Annotated in this window: 17 protein-coding genes; 7 read left to right on the top strand and 10 right to left on the bottom strand. The window is 71.2% G+C overall.

Annotation, left to right across the window (positions count from 1 at the left end; translation table 11 throughout):
• Nucleotides 1-26: 26 nt before the first annotated feature.
• Nucleotides 27-1,211 (top strand): sialidase family protein, encoded by a 1,185-nt coding sequence (locus AC068Z_RS29370; RefSeq protein ID WP_478562036.1) that lies wholly within the window; start codon nucleotides 27-29, stop codon nucleotides 1,209-1,211.
• A 10-nt stretch (nucleotides 1,212-1,221) separates the two neighbouring features.
• Here AC068Z_RS29370 and AC068Z_RS29365 read toward each other — a convergent pair whose 3' ends face one another.
• Genes AC068Z_RS29365 through AC068Z_RS29345 form a run of 5 tightly spaced genes read right to left on the bottom strand, consistent with a single transcriptional unit; the run spans nucleotide 1,222 to nucleotide 7,750 of the window.
• On the bottom strand, nucleotides 1,222-2,148 hold the full coding sequence (locus AC068Z_RS29365; RefSeq protein ID WP_478562033.1) for a dihydrodipicolinate synthase family protein: 927 nt from the start codon (nucleotides 2,146-2,148) through the stop codon (nucleotides 1,222-1,224).
• Nucleotides 2,145-3,158 (bottom strand): oligopeptide/dipeptide ABC transporter ATP-binding protein, encoded by a 1,014-nt coding sequence (locus AC068Z_RS29360; protein WP_478562096.1) that lies wholly within the window; start codon nucleotides 3,156-3,158, stop codon nucleotides 2,145-2,147. The genes AC068Z_RS29365 and AC068Z_RS29360 overlap by 4 nt, the downstream gene beginning before the upstream one ends.
• 23 nt (nucleotides 3,159-3,181) lie before the next feature.
• On the bottom strand, nucleotides 3,182-5,155 hold the full coding sequence (locus AC068Z_RS29355; protein ID WP_478562030.1) for a dipeptide/oligopeptide/nickel ABC transporter permease/ATP-binding protein: 1,974 nt from the start codon (nucleotides 5,153-5,155) through the stop codon (nucleotides 3,182-3,184).
• Complete coding sequence (locus AC068Z_RS29350; protein WP_478562027.1) at nucleotides 5,152-6,114, bottom strand: ABC transporter permease; 963 nt, start codon at nucleotides 6,112-6,114, stop codon at nucleotides 5,152-5,154. The genes AC068Z_RS29355 and AC068Z_RS29350 overlap by 4 nt, the downstream gene beginning before the upstream one ends.
• 4 nt (nucleotides 6,115-6,118) lie before the next feature.
• On the bottom strand, nucleotides 6,119-7,750 hold the full coding sequence (locus tag AC068Z_RS29345; RefSeq protein ID WP_478562024.1) for an ABC transporter substrate-binding protein: 1,632 nt from the start codon (nucleotides 7,748-7,750) through the stop codon (nucleotides 6,119-6,121).
• A gap of 243 nt (nucleotides 7,751-7,993) precedes the next feature.
• Here AC068Z_RS29345 and AC068Z_RS29340 point away from each other — a divergent pair, with 243 nt between their 5' ends.
• The gene (locus tag AC068Z_RS29340; RefSeq protein ID WP_478562093.1) at nucleotides 7,994-8,707 is read left to right on the top strand and encodes a FadR/GntR family transcriptional regulator; all 714 of its coding nucleotides are present in this window, start codon (nucleotides 7,994-7,996) and stop codon (nucleotides 8,705-8,707) included.
• A gap of 112 nt (nucleotides 8,708-8,819) precedes the next feature.
• Here the strand turns inward: AC068Z_RS29340 and AC068Z_RS29335 are convergent, their stop codons facing one another.
• Nucleotides 8,820-9,722 carry a hypothetical protein gene (locus AC068Z_RS29335; protein ID WP_478562021.1) on the bottom strand — a complete coding sequence of 301 codons (903 nt, stop codon included), beginning with the start codon at nucleotides 9,720-9,722 and terminating at the stop codon, nucleotides 8,820-8,822.
• Nucleotides 9,715-10,242, bottom strand: a complete 528-nt coding sequence (locus AC068Z_RS29330; protein WP_478562018.1) for a SigE family RNA polymerase sigma factor — start codon at nucleotides 10,240-10,242, stop codon at nucleotides 9,715-9,717. The genes AC068Z_RS29335 and AC068Z_RS29330 overlap by 8 nt, the downstream gene beginning before the upstream one ends.
• An 81-nt stretch (nucleotides 10,243-10,323) precedes the next feature.
• Here AC068Z_RS29330 and AC068Z_RS29325 point away from each other — a divergent pair, with 81 nt between their 5' ends.
• Entirely contained in the window at nucleotides 10,324-10,797 is a 474-nt protein-coding gene (locus AC068Z_RS29325; protein ID WP_478562015.1) for a phosphatase domain-containing protein, read from the top strand.
• A 3-nt stretch (nucleotides 10,798-10,800) separates the two neighbouring features.
• Here AC068Z_RS29325 and bla read toward each other — a convergent pair whose 3' ends face one another.
• The 3 genes from bla to AC068Z_RS29310 form a co-directional block, all read right to left on the bottom strand.
• Nucleotides 10,801-11,742 (bottom strand): class A beta-lactamase, encoded by a 942-nt coding sequence (bla, locus tag AC068Z_RS29320; protein WP_478562012.1) that lies wholly within the window; start codon nucleotides 11,740-11,742, stop codon nucleotides 10,801-10,803.
• 101 nt (nucleotides 11,743-11,843) lie between these two features.
• The gene (locus AC068Z_RS29315) at nucleotides 11,844-13,364 is read right to left on the bottom strand and encodes an alpha/beta hydrolase (protein ID WP_478562009.1); all 1,521 of its coding nucleotides are present in this window, start codon (nucleotides 13,362-13,364) and stop codon (nucleotides 11,844-11,846) included.
• Between the two features lie 120 nt (nucleotides 13,365-13,484).
• Nucleotides 13,485-14,018, bottom strand: a complete 534-nt coding sequence (locus tag AC068Z_RS29310) for a GNAT family N-acetyltransferase (protein ID WP_478562006.1) — start codon at nucleotides 14,016-14,018, stop codon at nucleotides 13,485-13,487.
• Between the two features lie 260 nt (nucleotides 14,019-14,278).
• Here AC068Z_RS29310 and AC068Z_RS29305 point away from each other — a divergent pair, with 260 nt between their 5' ends.
• The 4 genes from AC068Z_RS29305 (at nucleotide 14,279) to AC068Z_RS29290 (ending at nucleotide 18,927) form a co-directional block, all read left to right on the top strand.
• Nucleotides 14,279-15,073: an SCO2525 family SAM-dependent methyltransferase gene (locus AC068Z_RS29305; protein WP_478562003.1), complete on the top strand. Its 795-nt coding sequence runs from the start codon at nucleotides 14,279-14,281 to the stop codon at nucleotides 15,071-15,073.
• A 92-nt stretch (nucleotides 15,074-15,165) separates the two neighbouring features.
• Nucleotides 15,166-17,016 (top strand): SCO2524 family protein, encoded by a 1,851-nt coding sequence (locus tag AC068Z_RS29300; protein WP_478562001.1) that lies wholly within the window; start codon nucleotides 15,166-15,168, stop codon nucleotides 17,014-17,016.
• Nucleotides 17,017-17,020: 4 nt separating this feature from the next.
• Nucleotides 17,021-17,932, top strand: a complete 912-nt coding sequence (locus tag AC068Z_RS29295) for an SCO2523 family variant P-loop protein (protein ID WP_478561998.1) — start codon at nucleotides 17,021-17,023, stop codon at nucleotides 17,930-17,932.
• Nucleotides 17,929-18,927: an SCO2522 family protein gene (locus tag AC068Z_RS29290; RefSeq protein WP_478561995.1), complete on the top strand. Its 999-nt coding sequence runs from the start codon at nucleotides 17,929-17,931 to the stop codon at nucleotides 18,925-18,927. The genes AC068Z_RS29295 and AC068Z_RS29290 overlap by 4 nt, the downstream gene beginning before the upstream one ends.

The raw sequence follows: 18,927 nt of genomic DNA, 5'->3' as shown, positions 1-18,927 counted from the left end.
GTCTGACACTCCGTCAAGGGAGCTCGATGACCCTCCTGAGCCGTACTCTTCTCGTCACCGCAGTCCTCCTCACCCCGCTCACCGCGACCGGCAGGGCCTCGGCCGCCGCCGAGTGCACCTCCTCGGTCCCCTACGTGTCGGGGCAGGGCGGCTACGACACGTACCGCGTCCCCGCGACGGTCACCACCCGCCGGGGCACGCTCCTGGCCTTCGCCGAGGGCCGGCACAACAGCGCGGGCGACTCCGGCGACATCGATGTCGTCCTCAGACGCTCCACCGACGGCGGCTGCACCTGGGGCCCGCTGACCGTGGTGGCCGCGGGGGGCGGGGACACCCGGGGCAACCCGGCGCCGGTGGTGGATCCGCGGACGGGCGCGATCGTGCTGGTCACCTCCTACAACAGCGGTGCCGTGACCGAGGGGCAGATCATGCGCGGCGAGGTGACACCGGAACAGGGCCGCCGGGTCTTCGTCCAGAAGAGCTGGGACGACGGCCTGCGCTTCAGCGGACCGCGCGAGATCACCGAGCAGGTGAAGCGGCCGAACTGGCGCTGGTACGCCACCGGGCCCGGGCACGCGGTGGCGCTCCGGTTCGGCGCGCACGCCGGACGGCTCGTGGTCCCCTCGAACCACTCCGCGGCCCCGCCACCCGGCTCGGCCGACTCCGGGCAGGAGCCCAAGTACTACGGCGGCCACTCCATCTACAGCGACGACGGCGGCACCACCTGGCGCACGGGCTTCGTGGACGACGTCTACGACGGCCGGCACAACGCCAACGAGACCACCGCCGCCGAACTCCCCGACGGCAGGCTCTACTTCAACGCCCGCGACCAGCACGGCTCCGTCATCGGCAACCGCGTGGACGGCTGGTCCGCCGACGGCGGGCGCACCCTGTTCCGCCCCTACGCCGTCCAGCCCACCCTCAACGAGGTGCCGGTGGTGCAGGCGAGCGCCCTGCAACTCCCGGGATTCGGCGCCCCCTTGCTGTTCTCCGGTCCGTCCGTGCCCACTTCCCGGCAGGCCATGGCGGTGTGGCGCAGCGGCAACGGCGGAGCGACCTTCACCAAGGTGGCCACGCTGTCCCAGAAGCGCGCCGCCTACTCCGACCTGGTCCGCGTCGACCCGAACACGGTCGGGGTGCTGTACGAGACGGGAGTGAGCAGCCCGTACGAGTCGATCGAGTTCCGCCGGCTGCCGCTGAGCACGCTGTAGCGCGTCCGTGCTAGAGCAGTCCGGCCGCCGCCAGGTACTTGCCCACCCGCTCCACCTCCTCCGGTGACAGCGGCACCTGGGGTTCCGCGGTCGCCGGGCAGTCGATGATCCCGCGCAGGTGCAGGGCCGCCTTGAAGGCGCCGAGTGCGGACGAGCTGTTGCCCATCCGGGCGGGGTCGCCGACCCGTACCATGCCGAACAGGGCGCACAGCCGCTCCTGTTCGGCCCGGGCCCGGTGCCGGTCGCCGTCGCGGCTGAGGCGGTCAAGACGGACGTAGCCGTGCGGGTCGACGTTGGCCAGTCCGGGCACCGCCCCGTCCGCGCCCAGCGCCAGGGCCGCGTCGACGAACAGTTCGGAGCCGGTGAGCACGCTGAAGTCGCCGATGCCGGGGCGGGTGCGGGCGCCGGTGACGACCTCGCGGAAGCCGGCCAGATCGCCGCTGGAGTCCTTCAGCCCGGCCAGCACACCCTCGGCGGCGAGCTCCAGGACCAGCTCGGCGGGGAGCTTGGTGTGCACGGCGGCCGGGATGTCGTAGGCCAGGACGGGGACCGGGCTCTCGGCGGCGAGGAGGCGGTAGTGGCGGGCGATCTCGGCGGGGTGGGTGGCCGCGTAGAAGGGGGCCGTCGCCACCACGGCGTCCGCCCCGGCCGCCGCCACCTTCGCCACGTGGTCCAGCACCCGGGGCGTCGTCATGTCGATGACCCCGGCCAGCACCGGCAGTGGGCCGCCCACGTGCAGGGCCACCGTCTCGACCACGAGCCGCCGCTGGCGGTCCGTCAGATAAGCCGCCTCCGACGTCGAGCCGAGCACGAACAGGCCGTGCACTCCGCCCTCCACCAGATGGTCGACCAGCCGGAGCAGCGAGGGGACGTCGATCTCGCGGTCCGGTGTCAGCGGGGTGCACACGGGCGGGACGACACCGGTGAGCGGCTTCATGACGGCTCCCTTGCGGACTGTGCCAGGTCGCGGGTCGACCGGTCCTCCTCGACAGGATGGTGGCAGCGGTACCGGTGACCGGGGGTGGACGCGTCGGAGAATTCCGGCATCTCCTGCGCGCACAGTTCTGTCGCCTTCCAGCACCGGGTCCGGAAGGGACAGCCGCTCGGCGGGCGGGTCGCCGACGGGACCGGGCCGACCAGCGGAATCGGGTCGACCGGATGCAGCAGTCCGGGCGTGGCGGAGAACAGGGCGCGGGTGTACGGGTGACAGGAACCGTCGGTCACCCGGTCGGCGGGGGCCTCCTCGACGATCCGGCCGAGGTACATGGTGATCACCCGGTCGCTCATCCGCCGTACCGTCTGGATGTCGTGCGAGACGAAGACCAGGGCGAGGCCCAGGCGCTCCTTGAGGTCCAGCAACAGGTTGAGGATCTGGGCGCGGACCGAGACGTCCAGGGCGCTGGTCGGCTCGTCGGCCACCACCAGGTCCGGGTCGAGGGCGAGGGCGCGGGCGATGGCGACGCGCTGGCGCTGACCGCCGGAGAGCTGTCCCGGCAGGGCGTCGGCGAGGGCCCGGGGCAGGCCCACCAGGGCCATCAACTCCCGCACGTGGTCCTCCCGTTCGCGCCGGGTGCCCTGTTCGTGCACGTCCATCGGGTCCCGCAGGATCCGGCGGACGGGCAGGCGGCGGTTCAGGGCGGTGGCGGGGTCCTGGAAGATCATGCCGGTGCTGCGGCCCACGGTCGTGCGGCGCTCGGCCGGCGGCATGGTCCACAGGTCGCGGCCCCGGAAGGACACCGTGCCGAGGGTCGGCCGCTCCACCCCGACCAGCACCTTCGCCAGCGTCGACTTCCCGCACCCCGACTCGCCCACCACGCCGACCGTCTCGCCGGGCAGCACAATGAGGTCGGCGCCGGTCAGGGCGTGGACCCGGTCCCGGGTGAAGACGCCGCCGCTGCGGGCCTTGTGGACGACATGGGTGTCGTTCAGTTCGACGATCGGCTTCATCGTCACGGCCTTCGTCGGGGCGTTCAATTGACGACCTCCGTCTCCACCAGTTCGATCGCCGGATGGTGGCAGGCCGCCGTGTGGGTGGCGGTGCCGGCCAGGTCGGGCGGGTGGGTCCGGCACACCTCGGTCGCCTGCGGACAGCGATCGGCGAAGCGGCAGCCCGCGGGGAAGTCGGCGGGGGACGGGACGACGCCCTTGATCTGCGTCATCCGTTCGGCGGCGCCCTCCAGCGACAGCACGCTGCCGAGCAGCCCGCGCGTGTAGTGATGCGCCGGTGCCTCGACCAGATCGGCGGTCACCCCGGTCTCGACGACCTGTCCGCCGTACATCACCACCACCCGGTCGGTGACGTCGGCGACCAGGGCCAGGTCGTGCGAGACCAGGATCAGCGCGAAGCCCAGTTCCTCGCGCAGCCGCAGCAGCAGCGCCATGATCTGCGCCTGCACGGTGACGTCCAGCGCGGTGGTGGGCTCGTCGGCCACGATCAGCTTCGGGTCCCGGGACAGGGCCATCGCGATCAGCACGCGCTGGCGCTGCCCGCCGGAGAGCTCGTGCGGGTAGCTGCGCAGGGTGCGTTCGGGGTCGAGACCCACGAGAGTGAGCAGTTCCCGGGGACTCCGGCGGCCTCCGCGCCGTACGACCTGTTTGAGCTGGGCGCGGATGGTCATCGCCGGGTTCAGGGAGGACAGGGCGTCCTGGTAGACCATCGCCATCTCGTGGCCGAGCAGCTTGCGCCGTACCCGCATCGGCTCGGCCAGCAGGTCCCGCTGGTGGAAGCGGACCTGTCCGCGCACCCGGGCGCCCTTGGGCTGAAGGCCCATGAGGGTGAGCGCGGTGAGGGACTTGCCGCAGCCCGACTCGCCGACCAGGCCCAGCACCTCGCCGGGCCGCACCTCGAAGCTGATCCCGTCGACGATGTCCACGCCCCGGTGGCGGGCCTCGAAACCGATGGCGAGGTTCTCCACGGCCAGCACCGGCTGGACCCCGGCGGGCAACGGACGGGCCCTGGAGCGCAGTCGGCGGGCGGCCTCCGTCAGTCCGGGCAGCCGGGTGACCTCCCCGCTGCCGGGCCGCGGCGCCTCGATCCGGTCCGCGTCCTCGGGGACCTCCACCTCCCGCGCCGCCGGGGCCGCCCAGGCGTCCGAGACGCCCTCGGAGAGGATGTTCAGCGCGAGCACGGTGAACAGGATCACCAGGCCCGGGAAGACGGTCGCCCACCAGCCCCCGGTCAGCACCATGTTCTTGCCGTCCGCGATGACACTGCCCCACGACGGGTCCGGGGGCCGCACTCCGGCGCCGATGAAGGACAGCGACGCCTCGAAGACGATGGCCTCGGCGACCTGCACCGTGCAGAAGACCAGGACCGGAGCCGCGCAGTTGACGGCCACATGCCGCCAGACGATGTGCGGGGTGCGGGCGCCGATCACCCGTTCCGCGGTCACGTAGTCCTCGCCGTACTGGTCGAGGACGTTGGCCCGTACGACCCTCGCGACCGGCGGCGTGAACAGGAACGCGATCGCGCACATCAGGACGGTGATGCCGCCGCCGAAGACGGCGACCAGGACGGCGGCCAGCGCGATGCCGGGGAACGCCATCACCACGTCCAGACAGCGCATCAGCGTCTCGTCGACCGCCTTGCGGGACGTCGCCGCCACCGCTCCGATCAGCGCGCCCGCCACCAGGGCGAGCGCGGTGGCGCCGAGGCCGATCGCCAGCGACCAGCGGGCGCCGTACATCAGGCGGCTGAGGATGTCCCGGCCCAGGCTGTCCTGGCCCATCCAGTGCTCGGGGGAGGGGTGTCCGGTGCCGTCGACGGGCGGTAGCTGCTCCAGCGGATCGTACGGGGCGAGCAGCGGCGCGAACACGGCGACGAGGACGATCAGGGCCAGGAAGCAGACGGCCAGCTTCGACAGCAGCGGCAGTCGGCGCCGGCCGCGCAGCCGGACGCCGGGCCGGGAGAGGGCCGCGGTGAGCTCCTTGCGGTTCATGATCATGCGGCCGTGTCCCTCAGTCGCGGGTTGACCAGCAGGTAGAGGATGTCGATCACGAGGTTGACGATGACGAAACCGAAGGCCGTGGTCAGGACGACACCCTGGACGACCGCCGGATCGCCGTTCTTCACGGCGTCGATCATCAGCTTGCCCATGCCGGGCAGCGAGAAGATCGTCTCGATGACGACCGCGCCGCCCAGCAGGTAGCCGACCCGCAGACCGAGCACGGTGAGCGGATTGACGAGGGCGTTCCGCAGGACGTTGCGGCCCACGACCACCCGCGGCGGCAGACCGCTGCCGATGGCCGTACGGACGTAGTCCTTGTCCAGTTCCTCCACCACCGAGGTCCGCACGATCCGGGTGAGCTGGGCCGCCACCGGCAGCGAGAGGGCGAGCGCGGGCAGCGTCATCGTCTTCAGCCAGCCGGTGAAGGAGTCCGCCGGGTTGATGTAGCCGCCGGTCGGGAACCAGCCGAGGTCCACGGCCAGGTACTGGATCATCAGCAGCGCCAGCCAGAAGCCGGGCGCGGCCACGCCGGTCAGCGAGACCACCCGGATGATCTGGTCCGGCAGCCGGTCGCGGTAGACGGCCGCGGTGATGCCGCCGAGCAGCGCCAGCACCGTCGCGATGCCGAGGCCGAGGAAGGTGAGCTGCATGGTGAGCGGCAGCGCGGTCATCACTTGGTCGACGACCTCGCCCCGGGTCAGCGCGCTGGTGCCCAGGTCCCCGTTCAGCAGATCGCCCACGAAGGCGACGTAGCGCACGGGCAGCGGATCGAGCAGGCCGTTCTCCTCACGGAACTGGTGGAGTTGCTCGGGCGTCGGGTTCGCGCCCTGGAAGAAGGCCGACGCCGGGTCGACCTTCGAGAAGCGCATCACCAGGAACACGAACAGCACGATGCCGAGCATCAGGGGGACCAGCAGGACGACACGGCGGATCAGGATCCGTACGACGGCCGTCATGCCGCTAGGCCCACTTCGCCTGGAGCACGTTGATCCCGGGGTACGGCTGTGCCCTTATCCCGCTGAGCAGTCCGGCGTCCCAGGCCGTCATCAGCTCGTTGTGGACGACCGGGTAGAGCACGGCCTGCTCGGCGACGACGTCGACGTAGTCCTGGATCATCGTCTTCTTCCGGTCCGGGTCGGGCTCCCGCGTGGCCTGGTCCATGTCCTTGAAGAGCTGCCGTGCGACCGGGTCGTTCGCCCACCGCGTGTAACCCATCCACAGGTTGGCCGGCCCGTAGTTGTAATGCATGATCAGATCGGCGTCGAGGCCGAACTGGTTGGGGTTCGAGGCGGCGGCGACTACCTGGTAGTCCTGCTTCTGGTCCATCTTGGTGAACACGGCCGTGGTCTCCTGCGGCGACAGCGTCGTCCTCACCCCGACGGCGTCCCAGGAGGACTTGACGGTCGGCAGGCAGTCGACGATCCAGCTGACGTTCACCGCCAGGATGTCGATCTTCAACCCGCTGACCCCGGCCTCCTTCAGCAGCGCCTTCGCGCGGTCCGGGTCGTAGTCGTAGACCGTCTTGGCGCGCCGATAGCTCGGGTTGGCCTCGTTCAGGAAGGAACTCGCCGGCTTGCCGTGCCCCTTGAGGGCCACCTCGACCATCTTCTCGGTGTCGATGGCGTAGTGCAGCGCCTGCCGCACCCGCACGTCGTCGAACGGCTTGTGCTCGGTGTTGAACATCAGGAACAGGTTGTTCATCCCGGCCCCGCCCGCGACCGTGAGCCCGCCCTCGGTGAGCCGGCCGATGTTGGCGTACGGGATGTTGTCGGAGATCTGCGCCCCGGCGCTCGACCCCGAGATACGGGCCACGCGCGGGGCCGCGTCCACGATCGTCAGCCAGTTCATCCGCTTGAAGGCCGGCCTGCGCGGGCCGTTGTACGCGGCGTACGCCTCGAAGGTGGTGTTGGACTTCGGGTGGTGCGCGGTCTGCCGGTACGGGCCCGAGCCGATCGCCTTGCCCGCGATGGCGTCGTCCCAGGCGCCCGGCCGGGAGTAGACGTGCTTCGGCATGACCTTGGCGAGGGTGAGCCGGGACAGGCCGTCGGGGAAGGGGAACCTGAGGACGAGCTCGACGGTCCGCGTGTCGACCTTGCGAGCCTCCTTCAGCCAGCTCGCGAAGAAGCCCTTGGCCAGGGTCTGGGTCTTCGGGTCGAGGATCCGGTCGAAGACGAACACCACGTCGTCGGCGGTGACCGGCTCGCCGTCGTGGAAGGTCGCGCCCTCGCGCAGGGTGAACCGCCAGGTCGTGGCGTTCGGGTCGGCCGGCACCTGGGTGGCGAGCGCCGCGTACGGCTCACGCGAGATCGGGTCGGTGTCGAGCAGGCCCTCGTAGATGTGGTTGTTCGCGGCCATGCAGAACGCCGACGCCGTCTGCGTCGGGTCCCAGCTGCCGTCGTTGCCGTAGCCGATCACCGCGGTCAGGGTCCGGTTCGGGCCGCCTGCCCCGCTCCCGGTGTCGTTGGTGGACTCCGGCCCGGCCGAACAGGCCGACAGGGACGCGGAGACCGCGGCGGCGGCGCCCAGCGCGCCGGTGTGTTTCAGGAAGGTCCGGCGACCGGGCGCCGGCACGTCGGGGGTCACGTCGCGCACGGTTCCTCCAGAAGGAAGGGTGGGGCTCCAGAAGGACCAGAGGGGGGAGTGGGGGGGAGGGGAGATACGACGTCCTACGTCCTGACGGTCAGCCGTGACCATAGGAGCGGGGATGGGGGCGGTCAAGGCATCACACGCGAATGGCCTATTCCGCCACAGGTCGGACCAATGGTGGCCCGGAATGCCGTGAGTTGGACCGGGGTGTCTCCGGAGGTGGGACGTGGGACGTCCCTCGCGCGTACGATGCCGCGCATGGCCGGGGAGACCGGGAACAGTCGCATACGGCGCGCGGTGGTCCAGCTGATCCTCGACCGCCGGCTCGGCCCCGGCGCGCCGCTGCCGACCGAGTCGGAGCTGATGGCGGACCTCAAGGTGAGCCGCAACTCCGTCCGCGAGGCGCTCAAGGCGCTCCAGGCGCTGGACATCGTGGAGATCCGGCACGGCTACGGCACCTATGTCGGCCATGCCTCGATGACCCCGCTGGTCGACGGGCTGACCTTCCGCGCGCTCGCCCGGCGCGAGGACGACACCGGGGCGCTCGCCGAGATCCTCCAGGTGCGCGAGGTGCTGGAGGAGGGGCTGATCCGCCGGGTGGCGACGACGCTCACCGAGGCGGAGCTGGACCGGCTGGAGACGGTGGTGGACCGGATGGACGCGGCCGGGCGCGCGGGGCTGCCCTTCGACGAACTCGACCGGGAATTCCACGAGTTGCTCTACGCCTCACTCGGCAACGCCCTCGTGCCGCAGCTGCTCGGCGCCTTCTGGACCGTCTTCCGGCGGGTCTCCGGTGCGCTCGGCCGACCGGACCAGCCGGCCCCCGACGTCACCGTCCGCCGCCACCGCGACATCGTCGACGCGCTGCGCGCCCGGGACGTCGAGGGCGCGCAGCGCGCGATGGAGGTCCACTTCCACGGAATCGAGGCCCGGACGGCCCCTGTGGTCAGCCCTGGGCCGTGACCCGCGGCCGGCACCCGTGACGGCGATGCCCGAGGGGGGTGCCGACCCCTGTGCGGCACCCCCCTCGCAGGGCCCTTGGAGCTCGGAGGGGCCCTTGGAGCTCGCAGGGCTCTTACGGCAGCGTCTTCTCGTAGTACGTGTCCGTGTCGGAGTCGTAGACGAGCTTGCCGCCCGCGTCGTAGCCCTTGACCCGGGGGGCCGCCGTGACCTGCTGGTCGAGGACGCCGGAGGCCACGAACCAGCCGTGGTCCAGGGCCGCTTCGCTGGTCGCGTCGCCGTAGGTGACGGTGACCTTCGCGACCGACGGCTCGAAGGTGCCGATCACGCCCCAGCGGAAGGGCAGCCGCCAGCTGCCCTTGTCGAGGAAGGACTGCTGGTAGAGCTTGCCGCCGTTCATGTCCGGCATGACGGCCGGGGCGTCCGGGATGCCCGAGTCGCCGCTGCTGATGTTCAGGCCCTGCGCCTCGCCCTCGCGGATGTTGCAGATCAGCCGGGTCCCGCTCGGATCGTCCTTGTCCACCGCGACGACGAAGATGCCGTCACCGGGCGCGTTGGAGTCGCCGGTGCTGTTCATCGCCAGGATGATCCGGTACTTGTCCGCCGGGCCGAGGTCCGCGTCCCGCGGGCCGGCCGTGTGCTGCTCGTCGTAGGCGAGGCAGGCGTCCACCGCGTCCGCCGCCTGCTCGTAGGTGATCCCGTCCCGCAGCTGCCCGTCGGTGGCGGGGCGCGCCGGTCCGGACGGGGTCGGCGCCGGGGTCCGGCTCACGCTGACCGTCGGGGTGGGCGAGGCGGCCGTGGACACGCCCTTGCCGCCGTCCCCGGCGACCGCGTAGGCCCCGACGGGCAGCGCGGCCAGCGTCACCAGCACCGCCCCGGCCGCCACCACCCGGCGCCGCCGCTCGACGGCACCCCGGCGGCGGATCTGCGGATACGGCGCCGGGGACGGCCGCACGGTGGACGCGTCCCGCGCCAGCAGCTCGCGCACCTGCTCCTCGAAGTCCCGCTCGTCACTCATGTGTGGCTCTCCCCGTCGACATCTGACTGTGCGCGAGCCCTGGATACGCCCGCAGCTTCGCGAGTCCCTTGGACGCCTGGCTCTTGACCGTGCCGGGCGAGCAGCCGAGCGCGTCGGCGACCTCCGCCTCGGACAGGTCCTCCCAGTACCGCAGCACCACCACCGCCCGTTGCCGCGGCGGCAGCCCGGCCAGCGCGGGCAGCAGCGCGCTGCGCTCGTCGGCCCACGCGTACGCCTCGTCCCGGCCCGCCGACTCCGGCGGTGCCGCGGTCAGCGCCTCGGGCACCCGCCGCTTGCGGAACCGGTCGCTGTTGCAGCTGACCAGCATCCGGCGGACGTAGGCCTCCGGATTGTCGCTGCGCGCCACCCGCCGCCAGGACCGGTACGCCTTGGCCAGCGCCGTCTGCGTCAGGTCCTCGGCGTGGTGCGCGTCGCCCGTGAGCAGATAGGCGGTCCGCACGAGATGAGTCCACCGGGCTCTGACGAACTCCTGGAACCGGTCTTCTAGTTCGACCTGCATCAAGCACCCTCCCTCGCCCTCCAGACCACCACCCGACCGGATTCGGTTGCCCGCGGCCGGGGACGGGGTTCGAATACGTCCATGACGGCCGGCGAAGAGTGGGACAAACAGACTCCGTGGGACGAACAAGCTCCGTGGGACGAACAGGCTCCAGGCGTACTACGGCTCCCCTCGGGACGCCTGATCCGGGGCCGCGCCCTGCGCCGCCCCCTCGCCGCGGACACGCCACCGCCGTCGTACGGCGTCTACCTCCTGGGCCGGCGCCCGCCGGAAGTCGCCTGGGCCTCCGGCTGGATCCGCTGGCCGGACTTCCGTCTCCCGGCCGACCGCGAGGCAGCCCGCGCGGCGCTGGCCGAGGTCTGGCGCAGGGCGGCGGACGAGCGCGTCGAGGTCGCCTGCGGCGGCGGACGCGGGCGTACGGGGACGGCGCTGGCCTGTGTCGCGGTGCTGGACGGGGTGCCGCCCGGGGAGGCCGTCGCCTACGTCCGCCGCCACTACGACCCTCGCGCGGTGGAGACGCCGTGGCAGCGGCGGTACGTACGGCGGTTCGGCTGAGCGTCAGCCGAGCGTCTCGGCCAGGACGGCGGCCGTCTTCGCGACCAGGGCGTTGTCCCAGGGCGCGTTCTGTTCGGGCTTGGTGGTCAGGACGGACAGGACGATCGGGACGCCCGCCTCGGTCCAGGCGACGCCCGCGTCGTTGGCGGTGCCGTACGAGCCCGAGCCCGTCTTGTCACCGAGCGTCCAGGACGGGGGCAGGCCCGCGCGGAAGCGGGCGGTGGAGGTGGTGTTGCGCAGCAGCCACTGGGTGAGCTGCTCGCGGTCCCGGCGGTTGAGCGCGTCGCCGAGGACCAGCCGGCCGTAGGTGCGGCCGATCGCGGCGGGGCTGGTGGTGTCCGTGACCCGGCCGGGCTCGGCCGTGTTGAGGTCCGGTTCCCAGCGGTCCAGGCGGGTGACCCGGTCGCCGAAGGAGCGGGCGAAGCGGGTGACGGCGGTGGGGCCGCCGAGCTCGCGCAGCAGGAGGTTGCCCGCGGTGTTGTCGCTGCGGGTGATGGCCAGCTCCGCGAGCTCGGCGATCGTCAGCCCGTCGGCCAGGTGCTCCCTGATCGGGTCGGAGACCGGCTCCACCAGGTCGGTCTCGGTGTAGTGGACCTTGCGGGACAGCACCTCGCCGTGGCGGTCCAGGTCGCGCAGGACGGCGGCCGCCGCCAGGGTCTTGAACAGCGAGCACATCGGGAAGAGTTCGTCGGCGCGGTGGCGGACGGTGCGGCCGGTCACCGGGTTGTGCGCGTACACGCCCAGGCGGCCGCCGTGCTCCTCCTCCAGGGCGCGCAGCCGGGCGGTGACGTCCGCGTCGGCCGCGGTGGCGGCCGACGTGCCGATGGCCGTGGCGGCGAGGGTGGCGGTGGCGGTCGTGAGTAAGGCTCGGCGGTCGAGGCCCACGGGCTGCTCTCCTTCGGTCGTACGGTTTCGGTCGTACGGTCGTCGAACGATCTCTCCCATGATCGACGCGAGCCGTCGTGCCTTTGGTTGCCGAGTCACGCACTGCTGGTTGCCGTTCCGCGCACCGCGCCCTCGCCCCTGGGCGTTCGGCCGCCCCGGGGTCAGTCGCAGTAGACGTCGTGCTCCGGACGGTCCCCGGTCGCCAGGAAGCGGGAGACCAGCCGGTCGCCGCACGGGGTGCCGTTGAGGAGGTAGGCGTCATGACCCGTGGAGTCGTTGACCACCATGACCGCCCGCTCGCCGAGCGCCTCGCGCAGCTTCAGGGCACCGCTGAGCGGGGTGGCCGGATCCCGCTCGTTCTGGATCATCAGGACGTTGGATGGGCCCTGGTCGGTGACCCGTACCGGCGCCTCCTTCGGGGGGAACGGCCAGGCGGCGCACAGCATCGCGTTGCGCGGCATGCCCGCCGTGAGCGGGTACTTGGCCCGGCTCTCGGTGACGTCCTTCTGGTAGACGGCCGGGTCCGAGGGCCACGCGGCGTCGTTGCATATGGTCCCGGCGCCCATCCCGGCCATGTTCTGCAGCATCTCCTCGGGCGGCGACTGCGGCGCGGGCAGTCCTGTGCCCGTCTCGGCCGCGCGGATCAGCCTGGCCAGTGAGCGGAAGTCGTCCGGGTCGTACATGGCGTTGAGCATGGCCTGACGCAGCTCGTTGCCGCTCAGCTCGGGCGGGTTGGCGCCGGGCCAGGGCAGCGGCTCGCGGTCGAGACGGGCGGCCAGCTCCAGGAACCTCGACCGCACCTCCTGGGGCGTACGGGCCACCCGGTCCGGGTTGCCGGGCCGTGACGCCCACTTGGCGAACTCGGGGAACACGTCCTCGACGCCCTGCTCGAAGGCGGCGAGCCAGGCCCGCTCGGCGTGGACGGGGTCGGGGTGGTCGTTGCTGTCCAGCACGATCCGGTCGGTGCGGTGCGGGAACAGTTCGAGGTAGGCGGCGCCGACATAGGTGCCGTAGGAGACGCCCCACGCGGAGAGCTTTCGCTCGCCGAGCGCGGCGCGGATGCGGTCGATGTCCCGGGCCTCGTTCTTGGTGCTGATGTGCCGGATCAGCTCGCCGCCGTTCTTCGCGCAGGCCTCGGACATGCGCTGCGCGGTCACCATGTTCTCGGTGACCGAGCCGTCGGCGGCGGGCCAGGGCCGCAGTTTGGTGAGGGCGAGGTCGCTTCGCTCCAGGCCGCAGGTGACGGCCGTCGAGGGGGCGTTCCCGCGCGGGGCGAACCCGACCAGGTCGTAGGCCTCCCGCACCTTCTTCGGCATCATCTGGCCCTCGTCGGAGGGGTGGGACAGGCTGTCGCCGCCGGGGCCGCCGGGGATCATCAGCAGGACGCCCCGGCGGGCCTCGGGGTTCTCGCTGCGGATCCGGGAGATGACGATGTCTACGGTCGGGCCGTCGGGATCGGCGTAGTCCATCGGGACGGAGAGCGTGGCGCACCGCTGGCGGGGGTCGAGGCCCTCGCCCTCGCACTCGGCCCACTTCAGCGGCTCGGCGCGGGTGTCCGAGGCGTTGACGGCGCCGGCGCCGGACGGGCGGGCGCCGGCGGCGGAGGCGCCGACCGGCACGGCGAGGCCGAGGGCGACTCCGGTCGCGGTGATCAGGGCTGCGCACTTCGCGATCTGCTTCATACCCACGAGCCTCGCGGACCGGAGGCGCCCCACACATCCGGGCAACAACCCGATTCGCAGGGGGGTTTACCCCCATCTCCGGCCTCCGGGAAACCCCTGAGTCTCACAGGGCCATGACTCTCACAGCCCCAGCGTCATCACCAGCCGGTCCTCGCCGGGCCCGAAGTACTCCTTGCACACCCCTTCGTCGGAGGAGAAGCCGATCGACCGGTACAGCATGATGGCGGCGGCGTTCGCCGGCTCCACCGTCAGCCGGACCTCGCGCACGCCCTCGGCGCGCAGCCGGCGCAGCACCTCCAGCATCAGCCACCGGCCCAGGCCCCGCCCGCGCTGGTCCCGGGTCACGCCCAGGCTCATGATCCAGCCCTGGTGGCCGTCCGAGGAGACGGGGAACAGCACGTAGCCGTGCAGCCGTTCCCCGTCGTCCAGGACCAGCAGCCGGTCGCCGTGGAGGTCGTACAACTGCCGCAGCACGAAGTAGGGGTAGGGCTCCTCGGGAAACGCCTCGCGGTCCACGCGCACGAGTTCGGGCAGGTCGGCCTCGGTGACGCCTCTCATCGTCAGGGGCCGGTCGATGAACGCCCGGTCGCGGAAGAAGACAGGGCCGACGCGGCCGCTGTACGAAGGGAAACGTTCCTCTGGAAGAGCCGCCATGCCGCCCCCTGCGGGTTAGGGCCAGGTGCGCGTTGACACTCGTACGGGTGGTACGGGCGACACGCGAGGTGTCTGCCTTTCGGGTGTGTTCGGCAGAGTTCCGACCATCTTGAGCGGGACAATCCGGCCGTTCAAGGCCGGATCAGGTCGCGGGAATCCATTCGCCACCGTGCGCCCCCGGTGCGCCCCGCAGGGCCCTTTGTTTGTCACATTTGCGCGCGGGGGATCCCTCGCGCCCCCGGCGTTGGTACCGTTGAAGAATGACCTTGAGATCCTCGGGGGATGCCCAGCTGAATGCGGATGTGTCCTGGGCGGCATTCGACCCGATCGCCTACGTTGATCACAACTACCGCGACTTACAGGCGGAGGACGCGGAGATCCTTTCTGTCATCCGGGATCATTTCGGCGATCATTTTCCGAAGCGTGGTGAACGACCCGTTTCGGGTATCGACGTCGGCGCCGGCGCGAATCTCTACCCCGCGCTCGCCATGCTGCCCTGGTGCGACGAGATCACGCTCTTCGAGCGCTCCTCGGCCAACGTCCGCTACCTGCGCTCCCAGGTGGGCTCCTACGACGGCAACTGGGACCAGTTCTGGCGCGTGCTGTGCAAGAACGACGCCTACGGCGCCCTCGACATGGACCCGAGGGCCCGGTTCCGCGATGTCGTCGGGGTGGAGGAGGGCGACCTCTTCGAGCTCGTGCGGCACGAGGGCCGGTGGTCGATGGGGACCATGTTCTTCGTCGCCGAGTCGATGACCACCTCCCGCGAGGAGTTCGACCGGGGCGTGGAGTGCTTCCTGCGCGCCCTCGCTCCCGGTGCGCCGTTCGCCGCCGCCTTCATGGAGCATTCCAAGGGTTATCACGCGGGTGAGCAATTCTTCCCGGCCTGTGACGTGGGCGAGCCCGAGGTGAACGCGAGTCTGGCGCGATTCGCGGTCGACTTCACGACCGAGCGCCTGAAATCCTCGGCAGCCCTGCGGGACGGATATTCCGGAATGATCGTCGCCTGCGGCCGGCGGAATTCGGATTCTCGCATTCCGCCGCTGGGTGCCTGAGGCCTCGCCGCCCGAAACGCTTGGGTGACTGAAAACAGAAGAGGGATTTTTCCTCAATTCGATGGCAGTGCGGCCTGTGTGAGGGGCATGGGATGCAGATCAAGCCACGCCAGCATCTGCTGGACATCTGGCAGGCGCTCGGTCGCCACTCGTTCGAGGGCGGAGGGTGGAACTGGGGTGAATGGGGCGGCGAGAGCAGCGTCGCCGACGCGGAGCGGCTGCTCTGCCTGTTCTATCCGGCCACGGAGATCCCCGCGTTCCGGCTCGACGATCCGGACACCACCCAGGACGACGTCCAGCAGGTGCTGAAGAAGGCCGGCGGCAGGCTGGACATTCCGGCCAACCTCGTCACCGCCGCCGCCGAGTTCATGCGCACCCACACCGGCGAGGACAAACGGCCCACCTTCGCCGGGGGTTACTACTTCGGCGCCCGCGACCAGACCGAGGAACTCACCGAGGAGCAGCGCCAGCTCGGCGTCGTCGACTCCTACTCGATGTCCATCACGCTGTGCCTGGCCACCCTCGGCTTCCTCAAGATCTACGAGAGCAAGACCCGGCGCACCGACATCAGGGAGACCATCGCCGAGCTGCGCTCCGCCACCAGTGCCCGGCTCACCGCGGCCATGGTCAGCCTGCTGCGCTCCTTCACCGTCAACGTCTTCGACACCGACGCCTCCCAGGGCCAGACCCTGTGCGAACTCCTCGGCCAGGGACGGCTCTCGCAGCGCCAGGTGCTGAAGAAGTTCCAGGACCGCTTCCGGCCGCTGCGGGCCGCGATCGTGGAGAGCCTCCAGCTCGGTATCGACGTCCAGGAAGGCCTGAAGGACGAGAGCCAGCTCTTCGAGTGCGGCTGGGCCTGGTCCCTGGTGAAGGACGCCCCCGAGGTCGAGACCGACGAACCCATCGGACCCCAGCCCGAGGGCGTCGCCAACGCGGTGCCGTATCTGTACTTCACCGTGGTCGCCCTCGACGGCATCCAGGACCTGTTCTCCGACCGGACCCTCACGCTCGGCCTGCTCAACACCGAGCAGCAGAGGCTCGCCGAGGCGCTGCGACTGCGCTGGGAGCTGACCCAGCAGTACTGGTCCCGCATCGCCCGCTTCGACGCCGAGCGCTGGCCCCTGGAGGACATCCCCTGGCGTACGACCGGACAGAAGCTGGAGTCCGAGTACTTCTCCCTCTCCGTCGCCGCCATCCTCGTGCACGACCTGATGCGGCGACGGGCCACCGACGACGACCTCAACCGCACGGTCACCATCATGGAGCGCCTCGCCGAACGCGGCCGCATCACCAGCCGTATGACGATGGACGACCCCATGGTCCACACCCTGCACAACATCGGTGTCGCCCTGCCCCTCCAGGGCAGTGAGCGGGTCGGGCCGGCCATGACCTGGTCCATGAGCGACTTCTCGGCGCAGCTGCTCAAGCGGACCGTCCAACTGTGCACGCTCTCGCGGAACCTGGCCTCGCACGACCGGCTGCTCGGGCTCGCCGAGGCCGTCTTCGACCACATGTGGCGCCGCCGGATCCGCGAGGGCGAGGGCGCGGGCCTGTGGGACAACGTGCACGCCGCCTACCCCGAGGCCGACATCCAGAAGCGGCGCGTCCCGGTGTCCTGGAGCATCACCGAGCGCGTCACCGAGGTCATGGTCCAGGCCCACCAGATGTACCAGCAGCCGCCGATCCGCAGCATCGAACTGATCGAGCTGGCCAAGGCGTTGCTCTCCGAGGCCGCCCATCTGCTCGGCAACGAACAGATGGAACCGGCGCCCAAGGACGACGGCCGGCACGGCATGCAGCTGCGCAACATCGAGGTCAAGCTGCGCCGCGCCCGCGCCCTGGTGGACGAACAGCCCGGCACCTCCTACTCGTTGGCCCTGGACGTCCTCGGACAGCTCGACGCCCTCGGCCGGGCGCGCGAAGCCGCGGCCCAGGGAGTGTGACCTCGTGCTGATCTTCGCCGCCTCCGACAAGGGAGGCACCGGCCGCTCCGTCACCAGCGCCAACCTCGCCTACCACCGGGCGCTGGCCGGGGACGATGTCTGCTACCTGGACTTCGACTTCGGCTCGCCCACCGCCTCCGCCGTCTTTGACGTGCCCGACGCCCGCCAGGCCGCCGAGGACCGCGGACTGCACTCCTATCTCATCGGCGAGGTCGGCGAACCGGTCCGGGTCGACGTCTGGGCGGACACCGAGCACCGCGTCCTGCGCAACCGGCCGCCGGGATCGGGCCGGCTCGTGCTGATGCCGGGCGACCTCAGCGGCGGCGAGTTCGCCACCGACGACGACAACCTCCGCCGCTGCGTGGATCTGCTGCTGCGGCTCAACTCCGAGTTCGACCTGATCGTCGTCGACCTCAGCGCGGGACGCTCGTACGCCGTCGACATGGCCCTGGAGGCCACCTCGCAGCCGGAGCTGCGGAGCGTCGAGGCGCGCTGGCTGATCTTCCACCGGTGGACCCGGCAGCATGTGACGGCCGCCGCCGGACTGGTCTTCGGCAAGCGCGGGATCGTCGCCGGCGGAGTCGCCCGCGGCCATGACGAGGACACCCTGCGCGGCTCCATCCGGTTCGTCCGGGCCGCCGTACCCGACCCCAAGTCCGCGCTGTGGTCGCAGGTGTCGGCCACCCAGTCGGCGTGGATGCGCGAGTGCGACCGCGATCTGAAGCAGCTCGCCTCCTCCCACGGCATCGGCTACAGCCAGGTCCTGGGCGCCGTACCCCTCGAACCGGTGCTCCAGTGGCGGGAGCAGCTCATCACCGACGAGGACGTGCTCGACAGCCAGATCGCCAACATGGAGACCTGGAAGGCGCTCAGTGACCTGGCCGGCCGGCTCACCGAGGACTGGGAGCAGGCATGAGCGACGTCGTCTTCCAGGAGACCAGCGCCGAGCCGCGCACCCAGTCCGTGCCGCTGTCCCACCTCTCGCTGGAGCTCGGCCACCTCTACATGGAGGACTTCGAGGCCGGTCCCAAACGGCTCGGCGAGCACTTCGCCGAGGTGCGGCTCTGGGTGGAGGCCGCCCGTGCCTCCGCCGCCCGCCGGGTCGGCGCGGGCCGGCCCAGGATCAGCACCTGCTTCCTCGTCGACGACTACTTCAGCCGCTTCTCCACCCCGGCCGAACTCGTCCCGCTGATCCTCAAGGAGGCGGAGGAGGCCGGGCTCACCATCGACTACCTGGCCCGCGAGTCCGGCTGCGCGGTCGACGGCCGGATCGAGCTCGCCGAGTCCGTGATGCACCGGCTCGTCGAATCCCCGCCGCCCGGCTCCTCCGGCCACCGCCCGCCCGTCAGCCGCACCGGCTGGCTCGCCAACGGCCAGCGCAGCCCCGGCCGGGGCGCCGCCCTCTCCGAGGTCACCGCCTGGCAGCCGCCCCAGGAGACGGCGGCCCGCAACCACTCCGTCTTCATGGACGTGGAGCTGTGGTCCGACAAGGACGGCCGGCGCCAGTGGTCCTGCCCCTTCCTGGCCGCCGTATGGCAACTGGCCCGGCTCGGACTCCTGCGCCACCTCGGCGAACCCGTGCTGACCCCGAAGCCCTGGGACGGCGGCGACTTCCCGCACGACTGGGACCGGCTGCCGTCGCTGCTCCGGCTCACCCCGGACGCGGATCCGTTCAGCGCGTACCGCACCTGCACCCTGATGCCCAACCGCTTCCTCGCCGTGGAGGACGCGGTCCGGCTGATCCTGGACCAGATAGACGTGGACGCCAAGGCCCTGGAGCAGGTCGAGAAGCGCTCCCGCGGCGAGCGGGTCGAGGTGCCCGCCGCGGTCGCCCAGCGCGCCTCCTACGTCTTCTACGAGGAGCCGTCCGGCTCCGGGGAGCCCGCCGACCTCATCGCCGAAGGGACCTGA

The organism is Streptomyces sp. NPDC043726 (assembly GCF_056436565.1).
Note: the sequence above shows the minus strand (reverse complement) of the source record. Positions and strands in the feature narration are given on the sequence as shown.

Coding starts and splice junctions, on each gene's coding strand:
- AC068Z_RS29355 (WP_478562030.1), bottom strand. CDS start 5,155: ATGATCATGAACCGCAAGGAGCTCACCGCGGCCCTCTCCCGGCCCGGC.
- bla (WP_478562012.1), bottom strand. CDS start 11,742: ATGGGAGAGATCGTTCGACGACCGTACGACCGAAACCGTACGACCGAA.
- AC068Z_RS29315 (WP_478562009.1), bottom strand. CDS start 13,364: ATGAAGCAGATCGCGAAGTGCGCAGCCCTGATCACCGCGACCGGAGTC.
- AC068Z_RS29305 (WP_478562003.1), top strand. CDS start 14,279: ATGACCTTGAGATCCTCGGGGGATGCCCAGCTGAATGCGGATGTGTCC.
- AC068Z_RS29335 (WP_478562021.1), bottom strand. CDS start 9,722: ATGAGTGACGAGCGGGACTTCGAGGAGCAGGTGCGCGAGCTGCTGGCG.
- AC068Z_RS29290 (WP_478561995.1), top strand. CDS start 17,929: ATGAGCGACGTCGTCTTCCAGGAGACCAGCGCCGAGCCGCGCACCCAG.
- AC068Z_RS29360 (WP_478562096.1), bottom strand. CDS start 3,158: ATGAAGCCGATCGTCGAACTGAACGACACCCATGTCGTCCACAAGGCC.
- AC068Z_RS29330 (WP_478562018.1), bottom strand. CDS start 10,242: ATGCAGGTCGAACTAGAAGACCGGTTCCAGGAGTTCGTCAGAGCCCGG.
- AC068Z_RS29370 (WP_478562036.1), top strand. CDS start 27: ATGACCCTCCTGAGCCGTACTCTTCTCGTCACCGCAGTCCTCCTCACC.
- AC068Z_RS29310 (WP_478562006.1), bottom strand. CDS start 14,018: ATGGCGGCTCTTCCAGAGGAACGTTTCCCTTCGTACAGCGGCCGCGTC.
- AC068Z_RS29325 (WP_478562015.1), top strand. CDS start 10,324: ATGACGGCCGGCGAAGAGTGGGACAAACAGACTCCGTGGGACGAACAA.
- AC068Z_RS29340 (WP_478562093.1), top strand. CDS start 7,994: ATGCCGCGCATGGCCGGGGAGACCGGGAACAGTCGCATACGGCGCGCG.
- AC068Z_RS29300 (WP_478562001.1), top strand. CDS start 15,166: ATGCAGATCAAGCCACGCCAGCATCTGCTGGACATCTGGCAGGCGCTC.
- AC068Z_RS29365 (WP_478562033.1), bottom strand. CDS start 2,148: ATGAAGCCGCTCACCGGTGTCGTCCCGCCCGTGTGCACCCCGCTGACA.
- AC068Z_RS29350 (WP_478562027.1), bottom strand. CDS start 6,114: ATGACGGCCGTCGTACGGATCCTGATCCGCCGTGTCGTCCTGCTGGTC.